This is a genomic window from Pseudarthrobacter sp. PS3-L1, from assembly GCF_030063285.1.
GTDB lineage: Bacteria > Actinomycetota > Actinomycetes > Actinomycetales > Micrococcaceae > Arthrobacter.
Genome location: NZ_JASISU010000007.1, coordinates 19,111 through 32,484 on the forward strand (window position 1 = coordinate 19,111; position 13,374 = coordinate 32,484).

General features: G+C 59.3%; 12 protein-coding genes and 1 pseudogene. 10 read left to right on the forward strand and 3 right to left on the reverse strand.

The window, feature by feature from the left end:
- Positions 1–23 precede the first annotated feature (23 nt).
- From QMG79_RS15650 to QMG79_RS15690, 9 genes are read left to right on the forward strand one after another with little or no spacing between them, the layout of a single operon-like run.
- Complete coding sequence (locus QMG79_RS15650) at positions 24–1,580, forward strand: chromosome partitioning protein ParA (protein ID WP_283539557.1); 1,557 nt, start codon at positions 24–26, stop codon at positions 1,578–1,580.
- Between the two features lie 40 nt (positions 1,581–1,620).
- Complete coding sequence (locus QMG79_RS15655; RefSeq protein ID WP_283539558.1) at positions 1,621–2,226, forward strand: DUF6668 family protein; 606 nt, start codon at positions 1,621–1,623, stop codon at positions 2,224–2,226.
- 13 nt (positions 2,227–2,239) lie between these two features.
- A complete protein-coding gene (locus tag QMG79_RS15660) occupies positions 2,240–2,509 on the forward strand; it encodes a hypothetical protein (protein WP_283539559.1) in 270 nt (89 codons plus the stop codon).
- A gap of 29 nt (positions 2,510–2,538) precedes the next feature.
- Positions 2,539–3,279 carry a DUF8175 domain-containg protein gene (locus tag QMG79_RS15665; protein ID WP_283539560.1) on the forward strand — a complete coding sequence of 247 codons (741 nt, stop codon included), beginning with the start codon at positions 2,539–2,541 and terminating at the stop codon, positions 3,277–3,279.
- A complete protein-coding gene (locus QMG79_RS15670; protein ID WP_283539561.1) occupies positions 3,276–4,622 on the forward strand; it encodes a TrbL/VirB6 family protein in 1,347 nt (448 codons plus the stop codon). Before QMG79_RS15665 ends, QMG79_RS15670 begins: the two co-directional genes overlap by 4 nt.
- Positions 4,609–6,117 (forward strand): SCO6880 family protein, encoded by a 1,509-nt coding sequence (locus QMG79_RS15675; protein WP_283539562.1) that lies wholly within the window; start codon positions 4,609–4,611, stop codon positions 6,115–6,117. The genes QMG79_RS15670 and QMG79_RS15675 overlap by 14 nt, the downstream gene beginning before the upstream one ends.
- Complete coding sequence (locus QMG79_RS15680; protein WP_283539563.1) at positions 6,117–7,718, forward strand: putative type IV secretion/conjugal transfer ATPase; 1,602 nt, start codon at positions 6,117–6,119, stop codon at positions 7,716–7,718. Before QMG79_RS15675 ends, QMG79_RS15680 begins: the two co-directional genes overlap by 1 nt.
- On the forward strand, positions 7,715–9,484 hold the full coding sequence (locus QMG79_RS15685) for a type IV secretory system conjugative DNA transfer family protein (protein WP_283539564.1): 1,770 nt from the start codon (positions 7,715–7,717) through the stop codon (positions 9,482–9,484). Before QMG79_RS15680 ends, QMG79_RS15685 begins: the two co-directional genes overlap by 4 nt.
- Before the next feature lie 12 nt (positions 9,485–9,496).
- Positions 9,497–9,940, forward strand: coding sequence for a DUF4913 domain-containing protein (locus tag QMG79_RS15690; RefSeq protein WP_283539565.1), 444 nt, complete (start codon positions 9,497–9,499; stop codon positions 9,938–9,940).
- 234 nt (positions 9,941–10,174) lie between these two features.
- Here QMG79_RS15690 and QMG79_RS15695 read toward each other — a convergent pair whose 3' ends face one another.
- Complete coding sequence (locus tag QMG79_RS15695; RefSeq protein WP_283539566.1) at positions 10,175–10,456, reverse strand: STAS-like domain-containing protein; 282 nt, start codon at positions 10,454–10,456, stop codon at positions 10,175–10,177.
- Positions 10,453–11,373: an ATP-binding protein gene (locus QMG79_RS15700; RefSeq protein WP_283539567.1), complete on the reverse strand. Its 921-nt coding sequence runs from the start codon at positions 11,371–11,373 to the stop codon at positions 10,453–10,455. Before QMG79_RS15700 ends, QMG79_RS15695 begins: the two co-directional genes overlap by 4 nt.
- 286 nt (positions 11,374–11,659) lie before the next feature.
- On the opposite strand from QMG79_RS15700, the pseudogene QMG79_RS15705 reads away from it, so the two are divergent.
- Positions 11,660–11,875, forward strand: a pseudogene (locus QMG79_RS15705) (transposase family protein); the annotation flags it as partial.
- 262 nt (positions 11,876–12,137) lie between these two features.
- On the opposite strand, the gene QMG79_RS15710 reads toward QMG79_RS15705, so the two are convergent.
- Positions 12,138–13,370, reverse strand: a complete 1,233-nt coding sequence (locus tag QMG79_RS15710; RefSeq protein ID WP_283539568.1) for a hypothetical protein — start codon at positions 13,368–13,370, stop codon at positions 12,138–12,140.
- Positions 13,371–13,374 lie beyond the last annotated feature (4 nt).

Below are 13,374 nucleotides of genomic sequence, written 5' to 3' on the forward strand. Positions count from 1 at the left end.
CTCACAACAAGGAAGTACGGCACATGAGCACCACATCCGTTGAGGTTCTGGCTTTCCCCAGTATTCAGGCCATCGTCCGCGATAACGGCACCGCCGAAGTCATCGTGGCCGGTAACTCCCGCATCGTCCCAGAAGGGGACTCCCTTCAAGCTCTACGCAACAATGCCTTGGCGTTGATCATCACTGAGGCGAAGACGCTCCAGCGCCCGGTCCGGGCGGAGATAGAAGACCCTGAGGGGCGCGGGGAACTGATCGTGCACCCGCAGGGAAACATCGAATCCGTGGCCTATGAGGCACGGACCACGCGCCGCCGCGCCGAAGCTCCGACCACCACGCCAGAAACAGTGGCACCGGCGCTCATCCAAACGGTGCCGCTTGCCGCACCAGCGCCGGTAGAACCAACGCCCGTGCCCGAAGAGACACACACGACACCAGTACCAGCTCCAGCTCCAGAGGAACCGGTTGTAGAACAAGCCGCTGTCGTGAAAGCAGATGCAGTGGAAGAGGATGCGGTGGAGGTAGCTGCGGCGCAGCCGTGGCCACCAGCAGCCGCACAAGAGACTCCTGTGGTGGTTGCGGGGAAACCTGGGGAACCTCAGGGTGAAGCTGTGGAGGCTCCGTTGACGCGGCGTAGCTTGAAGGAAACCTCGTTCCTGGTCAGTGCTCCTGTGCTGGAGCCAGCGACGAAGGGCTGGCGCGGGTCCTTGACTCGGTTGGGGTTCCGAATGGACCCCTCACCGGAGGAACTCACCGAGCGTGAGGACGTGCGCACGGTCAGTCAGCATTGGCCCGGCCCGCGCACCATCGCCGTCGTAAACCGTAAGGGCGGAGCGAACAAGACCCCCACGGTCGTGATGCTCTCAGCAATCCTTGCCCGCTACAGTGGCGCTGCAACCGTCGCCTGGGACAACAACGAATCCCAAGGCACCTTGGGCTGGCGCACCGAAAAAGGAGCGCATGACCGTAGCGTCCTGGACTTGATTGATTCCTCCACCGAACTGCTCTCACCCTCAACGAACGCCGCCGAAATCGCGAAGTTCGTTCACCACCAGACAGCGGACAAGTTCGATGTGCTGCGCTCGGACGAGAACGAGGAAGGCGATCACGAGGTTACTGCTGAGGAAGTGGACATTGCCCACCAGGTCTTGACCCGGTATTACCGGCTCGTGGTCATGGACTCAGGCAATACTGCACGGGCTGCGAACTGGCGTCGAATGATTGATCACACCAACCAGCTCGTCGTTCCCGTCACGGCCATCGAAGACCGGGCCGAAGCAGCACGGCTGACGCTCCAGACCTTGGAATCTCGTGGTGGCCACGACGCCGAGCTGGCCCGTAACGCCGTGGTGATCGTCTCCGAGTCCACGGACGCCAAACGAAGCATGAGCGGGGACGCTCTCAAGCGGGCCAAAGACGAAGCCCGGCGCATTGCTGAGGGCTTTGAGCCTTTCGTTCGCGCCGTCGTGCGTATCCCGTATGACCCGGCCATGGTCAACGGACCCATCCGTTACGAGGCCCTGCAGCCCGCAACACAGCGGGCTTGGCTGGCCGCAGCCGCAGCGGTCGCCACGGGCTTCTAAACCACCACCACGACGAAATAACGAAAGGAGGAAACAGCTCATGGAACTATTCCCAAACCCCTGGATCACCGCTCCCACACCAGAAACGCAAGAATCAGACACCCTTGCCACTGATGTGCCCGCCGCTGCTGTGATCAGTGCGCCATTGCGCGGCATGGTCGAACCAGACACCGCTGACCGCCTCGAACACCGCACCGTCAACGGAGCTGCGAGCGTGTGGGTCCTCGGCGTTCACGGGGGAGCTGGGGAGAGCCGCCTGGCTGATCTTCTCGACGGTGCCGCACCAACAGGGCATTGCTGGCCCGTGGCACCCTCAGGCGCCAAGGCCCGCGTGCTGCTGGTCTGCCGCTCCGATATGCGCGGGCTGACAGCCGCCCAACGTGCTCTCACGCAATGGGCTTCGGGAGCCACGCCAGAGGTTGATCTTCTTGGCCTGGCTGTCCTCGCGGACGCACCCGGCAAGACTCCCAAAGCGCTGCGGGACTTCGCCTCCATCATCGGCGGGGGAGCGCCCCGGCTCTGGCTCCTGCCATGGGTAGAACCATGGCGGCACGGGGACACAACAGCACCCCTGAACCGCGACTATCAACGCTTCATCACCGACGTGACCACCTTGGTCACCACCACACCACGCACCACACTCTGAAAGGTCTCTCACCATGAACTACTTCTCCACACTCACAGCATCCGTCATCCCCAACCCGACTCCCACGGTCCCGGACGAAGCACGCGGTCTGCTCACCGTCCTTAACTGGGCCTCAGGTATCGGTCTTGTTCTCGGCGTCCTGGGCGTCATCATCGTCGGCATCACCATGGTCATCCAGCTCCAGCGCGGCGAGGGAGGCCAATCCCTTGCCAAGCTCGGCTGGGTCCTGCTCGGCTGCATCATCATCACCGGCGCTGCGGGCATCGTCCGGGCCTTCGTCTAAACCAGCACCACCAACTTCGGAGGTTCACTATGAGCGAGTCAACAGAGAACACCAACGAGTCCAATCCATTCACCAAACCAGGATTCATCATCGCCGCAATCTTGGTCCTAGCCCTGATCGCAGGGGCCGTCGTGATCTTCCTCCTTCCCAAGGGCGAGAACACGGCAGACCCGGCACCAGCCCCGGCTGGTACCACTGCGGCAGCAAAACCAACCTCGTCCGCGCCAGCCTCAGCAGATAAGAGCATCTGCGGATTGCCAGGGTCTTCAGATTCGGGGTTAGGTGCAGCACCACAGACAACGTGGGAGCTAGTTGGAACGATGGCCGCTCCTACTGATCCAGAAATCGGCCCGGGAAAAACAGACGAAGAGGGGATTAGGTCATGTTTCGCTCACACACCTACTGGGTCCCTCTACGCCGCAGTGAACCTCTGGGCTCTCGGTAGCGATCCAGCTAAGGAACGTTCCGTCGCGGATCAGCTCGCAGCAAAAGGCTCTGGCCGCGATGCTGGAATGAATGCACCAAAGACAACGACTCCAGTAAGTTCAGCGAAGATCCAGGTAGCTGGATTCAATGTTTCCTACACTGCAAAACAAGCTGTTGTAGAACTGGCCTTTAAAGCTGATACAGGTGCCCTTGCCACTGTCCGAACAACCCTCATTTGGGAAGACGGAGATTGGAAGGGAGTCGTTGCAGACAACGGCGCACCGCTTGAAGAACCGCGCCAAGTCCGTGACCTCTCGACCGTTATTCCCTGGAGCGGGGCATGAGACCAACAGTTTGGAATCCAGCCGGGGACTGGCTTTCTGGATTGGCAGATGACGCGATGGGCAATATGGCCAAAGCGATCATGGAAGCCCTGAGTCAGATGGTCACGACTCTGTCGACCTTCTGGGTTTCGATGCCGACGGTGAACCTTGCCAGCGCGGACGGGACCGGGCCTAGCCCGGTGGTCGCCACGGTGAATTCCGAGTTGTTGCCGTGGACGATGACGCTGGCCGTTTTTGCCGTCATCCTTGGCGGAACTCGCATGGTCTGGGAACAGCGCGGGGCACCGCTAAAGGACATTCTGCGCTCACTGATAACGCTCGTTCTCGTCTCTGGTCTTGGCCTGGGAGTTATTTCTATTCTCGTGATCGCAGCCGATGCGTTCTCCTCGGCGATCATTGCCCGTTCCACGAACGGCAAAGGATTCGCTGAGTCCTTGCAAGTGCTGACGATGACCGGTCAAACAGGTGTTGGGGTGTTCATTCTGATCATCCTGGGCCTTGTTGGTCTGCTCGCTTCGATCTTCCAGGTTGTGCTGATGGTCGTCCGTAGCGGGATGCTCGTGATTCTTGCCGGGATTCTTCCCACGACTGCTGCATTCACGAACACGGAAATGGGTAAGCAGTGGTTCCAGAAAGCTGTTGGCTGGACGATCGCGTTCATTCTCTACAAACCAGCGGCAGCAATCGTGTACTCAGTCGCGTTTTTGCTGATGGGAAACAACGAAGGCCAGGAACAACTCATCACCTCGATCACGGGCTTCGCTCTGATGATCGTGGCGTTGTTCGCCTTGCCTGCGTTGATGAAGTTCGTGACCCCCATGGTGGGTGCGCTGGCTTCTGGCGGAGGCGGCGGGGGAGCTGCTGGGGCCGCAGTGGGGGCCGTGGCCACGGGAGCGGTCAGCATGGGTCGTGGCGGTAGCGGTAGGGGCAACGCCTCACCCACACCGGCCTCTCATTCAACGTCGAAAACGCAGTCGTCCTCTACAACGGGTTCCTCTAGCTCTCCGCAGGGCAGTGGTGGAACTCCTGGCCCGCAGGGCGGAACAGGCACACCAACACCAGGGGGACCTGGAGGCTCTGGAGTTGCTGGATCTGCTGGTGCAGCCGGTGCCAGCACGGGAGCCGCAGCAGCAACCAGTGGTGCAGCCGGAACCAGCGGCGCAGCAGCAGCCGGTGGTGGAGCAGCAGCCGCTGGTGGTGCCGCAGCCGGTGGAGCAGCGGCGGCTGCGGGTCCGGCTGGTATGGCAGTAAGCGCAGGAGTCCAGGGCGCAAAGAAGGCTCACGACGCAGTCAAGAGCACGGCAGAAGAATCAACCGGGGAGGGACCCAGTGGCAGCAATTAGCACCGATTACAAAGAACCGTCCTATGGAAACTGGCGCGTACCGCGCTCGGCAGGGCTGGGAAATCTTGGCGCTATCGGCACGGGCATCGTCATGGCCGGCCTTTTGCTGGGCATCATCAGCTTCGCTATCTGGGGCCTGTTCGCGGGCCTTGGCGTCCTCGCCGTAGCCGGTGTGAGTGCGTTGTTGCTGACCGTCAAAGACAAGCACGGTCAATCCATCGTTGACCGCCTGGGAACCCGCCTCAGTTTCCGTGTCTCGAAGTCATCGGGCACGAACCTGTATCGCTCTGGTCCGTTGGGCGTCACCCAGTGGGGCACGTATCAGCTCCCAGGACTGGCAGCACAGTCCAGGCTGTATGAGTTCAAGGACTCCTATAACCGTCCGTTCGCGCTGCTCCATGTTCCAACGACGAACCACTTCACCGTCATCTTCTCCACTGAACCTGATGGGGCCTCGTTGGTTGATCCTGAACAGGTCGATGCGTGGGTGGCGAACTGGGGCGGCTGGCTCGCCGATCTTGGGGATGAAGCGGGCCTTGACGCTGCGGCGGTGACCGTGGAAACAGCACCTGATTCTGGGTACCGGCTCCGCAATGAGGTCCAGATGAACATTGACCCGAACGCGCCTGCCTTCGCCCAAGAAGTTCTGCACGAGGTCGTTCGTACCTACCCGGAAGGTTCGGCGACAGTGCGGGCCTGGGTGTCGTTGACGTTCAATGCCTCACTGCGCACGGGGACGAAGAAACGCGAAGCAGAAGACGTTGCACGCGATCTGGCCTCCCGCATTCCTGGCTTGTCAGCCAGGTTGCAGGCCACCGGGGCCGGTATTGCCCGCCCCATGGATGCTCAGGAACTCTGTGAGGTTGTCCGGGTTGCCTATGATCCGCCAGCGGCGCTGATCATTGACGAAGCCCACGCAGCCGGAACCCCTGTCTCCTTGAGCTGGGGCGAAGTAGGCCCGTCCGCAACACAAGCCTCCTGGGATACGTACCGGCACGATAGTGCTGTGTCCGTGTCATGGACGATGACCAGCGCCCCTCGCGGGTCCGTGAACTCTGCTGTGTTGTCCAGGCTTCTGGCCCCGCACGGGGACATCGACCGTAAACGCATTTCCCTGCTCTACCGGCCCATGGATTCCGCCCGGGCTGCTGCTGTCGTTGAACGCGATCAGAACAACGCCAACGTCCGCATCACCTCAGGGAACAGGCCCTCGGCCCGTGCCCTGGTTGATGCACGCTCAGCGGTCCAGACAGCACAAGAAGAAGCCCAAGGGGCAGGGTTGGTGAACTTCGGTCTCGTCGTGACCGCCACGGTCACAGATAAGGAACGCCTCGCGGACGCCGTGGCTGCTGTTGAGCAAACTTCAGGAACTTCACGGTTGCTGCTGCGCCGAGCCTACGGGGCACAGGACACCGCGTTTGCTGCGTCCCTGCCGCTGGGTTTGGTGTTGCCTAAACACTCGATGCTTCCCTCTGAGATTAAGGACGCTCTCTAATGGCATGGATGAAGATCACCACCCGACGCGCCAAAACCGTCACAGAGTCCAAGCCAACTCCCAAGAAGTCCGCAGCAAAGAAGCCTGTCCGTGTGGTTGGGCCTGGCCCGCGTGGTTGGTCAGGTAGGGGCGGGGGCATGGCCCAGTTGGTTCCCTCGGTCAAGGAATACCGGGGGACCACCGTCCAGGTCTGCGGGTTGTGGCCGTTCTCTTCGGGCGCGTCCTCGCCCATGATTGGGGTGCCGCTGGGTAGGCATGAGGAAACACAGGCCACGGTCTGCTGTGATCCGATTAGCTGGTTCCAGCGTGCCCGGCTGATCTCTAACCCGTCTGCGTTCATTCTCGGCAGGCCTGGCCTGGGTAAGTCCACGGTCGTGCGGCGGATGTTCATTGGCCTCTCTGCCCAGGGCGTGAATCCGTTGATCCTGGGGGACCTTAAAGGCGAGCACGTCAAAGCCGTTCGCGCCCTCGGCGGGCAAGTCATTAGCGTTGGCAGTGGCGTTGGCTACTTGAACATCCTGGACCCCGGCCAGGCTGTGGAAGTAGCCAAGCTTCTAGAAGAGGGCGGTCACCACAAAGACGCTGCCCGGGTCCGGGCGGATGCTCACAGTCGTCGTTTGGCGATGATCGTCTCCCTGATCACGATCAGTCGAAACAACCCGCCCACGGATCAGGAACAGACCATCTTGGACCGTGCCCTGCGCGTCCTTGATGAAAAGTTTGAGGGTATTCCGGTGTTGAAAGACCTTCTCGATGTGATCGTTTCGGCCCCAGATGAGTTGCGACAGGTCGCACTCGATAGGGGAGACATTAACGTCTACCTCCAGGAAACCCGCGCTCTGGAAGCAACCCTGCTGGGTCTGACAGGTGGCGGCAAGCTCGGGGAAATATTCTCCCAGCACACCACCGAACCGATGATGCGTGACCGGGCTGTGGTCTTTGACGTCTCATCTATTGATCCAACAGATATGGAGCTTCAAGCAGCGGTTCTCCTGGCGTGCTGGTCTTACGGGTTCGGGACAATCAACGTTGCCAACGCTCTCGCGGACGTGGGTCTTGAACCGCGCCGGAACTACTTCGTTGTCCTGGATGAACTCTGGCGTGCCCTGCGTGCTGGTAAAGGCATGGTGGACCGGGTGGATGCATTGACCAGGCTGAACCGCTCTGTGGGCGTCGGGCAGATCATGATTTCTCACACGATGTCTGACTTGCTGGCACTGCCAGCAGAAGAAGACAGGATGAAGGCTCGCGGCTTCGTTGAACGCTCCGGGATGGTTATCTGCGGCGGACTTCCCGCCTCAGAAATGCCCCTACTCACGGCGGCTGTGCCGCTCTCAAATAAGGAACAGAAAAAGCTCATCTCCTGGCAAGACCCGCCAGCCTGGGACTCACGCGGGACCGACATTGAACCTCCCGGACGGGGAAAGTTTTTGATCAAAGTCGGCGGCCGTCCTGGTATCCCCGTCGTCATCGGTCTGACGTCCCTGGAGACAGGAGATGCCGGGGTCAATGACACCGAAGAGAAATGGCACGCACCCGTACCGGTCTCCGTCCTTGATAGCGGAACCTCTGAACTCTCCATCGAAGAGGGCACACCATGAGCGCACCGAACCGTAAGGGCGTTGGCCTAGGCGATGCGCTGCTGGTCTGGTTGGCGATTGGTTTTATCGTCGTCTTCGGTGGCGGGACCTACGCTGCGCTGCACTTGGGTTCGTGGGCCGCTGGCCTCCCAGCGCCGCCCGCGCACCCAATTGATCTGATTGCAGGTCTGATCAAAGGCGAAGTGCCGTGGCCAACACAGGCTACGGTCGCGGCCTGTGTCATGGCTGGGGTGATTATTGTTCTTGCTGTTGTTGTTCTGGTTGCGTGGCGGAAGGGTGCCTCCAAGCGTGCCCGCGTGGACAAAGCAGCCCGCTACCTTGGCCGGGGCAAGTCCTTGGCCGCGTTCTCCGAAAAGGGAGCAAAAGCCACCGCTGACCGTCTCGGTGTGACGGATACTCCCGGCATCGTTGTCGGCAAAGTCGTCTCCACGGGTCAGAAGTTCCTCCAGTCCTGGGAGGATTTGTCCCTGGATATTTGGGGGCCTCGAACGGGTAAGTCCACCTCCCGGGTCATGCCCGCCATCCTGGACGCTCCCGGCGCTGTCGTCTCGACCTCGAACAAGCGCGACGTCGTGGACGGCACCCGTGGAGTCCGGGAGCTCGTGGCTCCTGTGTGGGTGTTCGATCCTCAGAAGATCGCTCAGGAGGAACCTCACTGGTGGTGGAACCCCCTCTCCTACGTCACGGACGAAGAAAAAGCCTACAAACTTACTCAGCACTTTTCCGTAGGCTCCCGTGTGCCAGGGTCCAAGCCGGACGCGTATTTTGATCCGAAAGCTGAGGACGTTCTTTCCTCGTACTTCCTCGCGGCCGCGCTCGGTGACCTGCCCATCACCCAGGTCTATTTGTGGGTGACAGAACAAGTCAGTAAAGAGCCGATTGCGATTCTTCGGGACCATGACTACGAACTCCAGTACAAGGGCCTGGAGTCCACGTTGAAGCTCGCTGACAAGCAGCGTGACGGTATCTTCGGCACCGCAGAGAAGATGATCCAGTGCCTCAAATCCAGAAACACGCTGCGCTGGGTTGCTCCCACGGGTGGGGCATCGGTGGCCACCGATAGCCGCCGTCAGTTCAACCCGCACGATTTCGCCGCCTCCCAGGAAACGATCTACATCCTTTCCAAGGAAGGTGCTGGCACGGCATCTCCACTGACCACAGCACTAACTGTGGCCATTGCTGAGGCCATGGAAGAACGGGCCGAACGCAGCGGTGGGCGCCTCCCCAAACCAGCACTCTTCGCCCTCGATGAATTGGCGAACGTCGTCCGGTGGGCAGCTCTGCCGGATCAGTTCAGCCACTACGGCTCCAAGGGCCTGATCGTCATGGGCATCTTGCAGTCCTGGTCCCAAGGCGTCGAACTCTGGGGCGAGGCGAACATGCGGAAAATCTGGTCAGCTGCGAACGTCAAGGTCTACGGAGGCGGCGTAGCCGAGGAAGGTTTCCTGCGGGCGCTCTCGGACCTCATTGGCGACTACAGCTACAGCAACGTCTCTGTTTCCTCCGGTAAGTCCGGGTCCTCCCGCTCTCGCCAGGAGGGTAAGGAACGTATCTTTGACGTCTCCAACCTCGCGGAGCTGGATCGTGGCCGCGCCGTCGTTCTCGCCTCCGGTGCGCCAGCAACGCTGGTCCGAACCATGCCCTGGTACAACGGGCCACACAAGGAGGCGGTTGCCGCTTCAATAAAGAAGTACAGCCCACGGCCAGAAGAACCAGCCCTAGCGGTAGGAACCCCCGCTGCGGCAAATCCTTGGGTCACGGAATAGGAGAATCTAAAGATGCAGGAAGAAACCGGCCTCTTCAACGAGTCCTTCCCTGACGTCCCACAGTCGTCCTCCATGGTGCCCGAGGAGGGCCAGGAGAAGCCAGCAAAGCTGGTCTACGGCTCCGCTGAGGAGTTCCTGCATGAGCAGCTGCTTCCCAACTATGTGCGCGAGATAGACGGACGCGCTCTGACATGGTGTGCCCAGTGGTACTACCATCCAGAAGCCATCGAGCGGATTGAGTCCATGTGGCGGGCTTGGGAAAACCTACGGCTAGATGCCGCGACGGGATTGAGCATTTGGTACAAGGATCATGCGGACCACCACATGGCTATCTTGATGAACCCACGCGGCCCGTTCCATAACTGCGATAAGGCCACCCACAGGGAACCGGAGCTGCTGGAGCTGGCGAAAGCTCCACCAGGTTGGTTTGTTGATGCCCGCCTCGACCAACCATAAAGACAGATCACGCAAAGGGAGACCGCCATGAGGCGGTCTCCCTTTCTCGTTCTCTTTGGACTGGGGGGGTTAGAGGGTTGGTCCCTGACCCCCTATGCCACGATCCAGCGCAGATGAGAATCATGCGGAGACTGCAGAACCAGCACGCAAGAAATCACTCTGGAGGCGTTGGGCTCGAGGGTGAAACCACTGACAGGGGTCCCAATTTTGCTGCTCTAACGTCCCTGCTAATATTTATTCAAATTCATCCTGTGCGTACTCCACGACAATCTCAATAAGTGATTGGACATTCTCATTGCAGTTCTTAAAAGAAATGTGATCGAGATTTTCAGATTTTTCTCGCACTACTGCTGCAATTAGAGCATGTATAAAAGACTGTGTTGCTAAGTCAACTCCTTCAAAATCTAACAGAATATCCTTCCCATTTTCGAGAGTCGGTTTAATATATTCGTCTCGTATTGAAGCGGCGGCGTCCTTATCCCCGGCAAAAGCACCTGTGTGCTCTGCGATTTTCATACAAATCTCGCTTTATTTCTCTGGCGAGTCGATTTACGAACATTGACATGGTAAACCTCCCGGATTTCTTTCAATAGATCACTGAAAGCAAGTGTCTCTTTGACAGTGATGTCAACACCCACTGCTGTCCCGCTGTACATGAACGGCATTTCTCGCCACCGCACACGGTCATCCTCGAGTTTCGACTTGATGGCTGGCGTGCTGCCATTCTTATGCTTAGGTTGCGTCAACAGTTTCATCATCTGATCTCCGGTCACCATGACCATGTGGTGCCGAGCGAGGGTACTCATAGCCTTCATAAAGAACAATCCAGCTCCACCGTTGGTTTCGTTACCACCAAAGCGCGCTGTTGTCCCGGTCACGCCGGGTTGAAACGCGAGTTCGATAGCCGACTTGTGGTCCGTCACAGGATGTGAACGACTCAGAGATTTACAGACACCGATTCCGGAGTCTGCTACCCCGATGAGTAGCCGGCCGGTTGAGGTCACTTGCGCGGCGGCAATGGCTCCTCGATCAACTGCTCCGGCGTGCTCAAGCACGTTCCTAATCAATTCGTAAAGTACATACTTCACGGAGTCCGCCTCGGTCGGAGTGGCGTGAAGCAGCGGAACAAAGTCTGTTACGAACTTGGTCAATTCCTGATTGTTTGTAATTCGAGTGAGGGGTATGAATCTGCCTGCTGGGTCGTGCTCAACAACAGGAAGGCCAGTTTCCTGTTCCATAAGCTTGAAAAGCCCCATGCGCTCGAGGTAACGAGTACTGCTGTTTAAAACAAGGCCATCCAATTTTACAGAGCCACCCTTGAATCGGCAGTGATCAGCCATCGAAACGATCATGCTTAGAACTAGTGGGTGAAGTGAGAAAAGTCCTTGTTTAGGAGCGAACGTGAGGTCCGGTGATCCGTCTTCTTCGACCATGGACAAGAACCGTTCTATGTCAGCTAGATATGCCCGGTCAGGCAGCCCAATCCGCATGCGTCTCCTAATAAGGTTGAGGCCAACCTGGCATTATTTGCCAGGTAACACTGTACGAAACTGAAAATCACGGTAATCAGGCTCTTCAAGGTTCCCGGGGAAATTGGTTCGTGTTGTAGCTAGTAGAGGACTCGTGGTCCTGCTGGGATGAGTGTTACTACGCATTCAACCTGAACAGGAACCACGAGCCTTGTTAGAGCCTACTGGGGCTGGCCATGACGCTGCCAGCATGATCTTCAACCTGCCCGATTACCGTGTCGCCGGCACTGTCCTGCTCCCTGACGGGATCCGCCACGTCACTGTGGAGTCCACGCTCCCGCCGGGGTGCCCGAGATGCGGAATGATCGCTTCGCGGGTCAAGGAGCGCCGGTGCCAGAAGCTGCGTGACATTCCGGTCGCCGGTGCGGTGGTGCTCCTGTGGGACAAGCGGCGCTGGTTCTGTGATGAGCGTCTGTGTGAGCGGAAAACGTTTTGCGAACCGACACCCCAGGTCCCGCGGCGGGCACGATCCACGCGCAGGCTTCGGGAGACACTGGTGGATGCGGTCATCGGTTCCGGTCGTGCTGTGTCAGAGACAGCGATGACGTTCGGGATCGGGCGGTTTGGTTCTGAGGTTCTTGAGCGCTCGGAGGTCGAGGGATCGTTCTATTTGGATGATTCTGATGTCCTTAGCGCCAGTTTCCAGACGATTGGTCCCCGACCCCCGGTTAGCGGCTTCGACCGCTCTGTGCGCGCTCAGCGCCTACAGACTTGCCTGTGCTGCTCTTGCGTGCTTTCTTTGCGTTCTTGCCCAGTGCCACAGCTTCGGCGGGGTGTGCGCCCTGGCTGCGGGCCGCGATTACCCGTCCGTGTATCTGCGCTTCGGTGGCACCACTGTCTTTGAGGGATTCTGCGAACTGTTCGTTGTGTTCGGCGGAGCCGTAACTAGCCGCTGATTCGGTCTCTGTTTTGAGTCCTTGGTCTTTGAGCCGGGCGTTGTCGTTGCCGGTGACGCGGTTCTCGATTTCCCGGCCTACGCCTTCCATGCGGGCGAAGAGTTCCTTCTCAGCGCGTTCGTAGCGTTGTTCCATCGAAGAGAACTCGTTGCCCTTGAATCCACCCTCGGCCAGGATTTTCGCTTCGTGCATGTTCTTGGCCGCGTGAACGAAATCGGCGTCGTTGAAGTGCAACGCGTCGGCGCTGCCGACGTTCTGCTCTGTTTCTTTGCGGAGCTGGTCAATGTCGGGTCCGTTGATCCCGTCCTTACCGATCAGGTACTTACGTTCCTGCACGGTCGCGTCCGCTGCGGCCAGGGCCTTAGGTGTCTTGGCCGACTGCGCCCGTTCCAGAGCGGTCACCATATCGGGATTTGCCAGGTACTCAGCGGGGACTCCATTGCGTTCCATCTCAGGGGCGAACTTCTCTGTCTGGGCACGGAGGTCTTCGGCACGAGCTGCCCCAAGAAGTGCCATGGCCTTGTCGTGTTCAGCGGCAGCTTTGCGCTTCTCCTGGTCACTGAGTGCCAGGGCATCTTGCCTGGTCTTTTCAGTGGTTCTTGCTTCGATTCCTGAGGCGAGGTATTCGCTGTCGTTGCCGACGTCGTGGGTGTCGATCCCGTAGCGTGTCAGGACTTCTTCACGGATCTTCTCCGACGTGGCCAACGCCATGGGGTCGTTCTCTTTCCAGCTCTCAGCGATGGTGTGCGCGGTGGCAATATCGTGTGGCCCTGCTTTGTCCCACCACTGATCTTTTTCCACCGGGGCTAGTGCTGCCTGTGCCGCTGTGCGCTGGGCTGCAAGCTGCGCCTGGGCTTCGTGTGCGGCTTGGGCGTCCTGGTGTTCTTGCTGGCGGGCGGATTCCTGGCGTCGGCGCGCAATGGTCTCGGCAATGCGGGAGGCCATCATCAATGTCTGACGCATTCCTCCGTCCAGGAACTCGTCCATTCCATCGGTTTCACTCATGGTG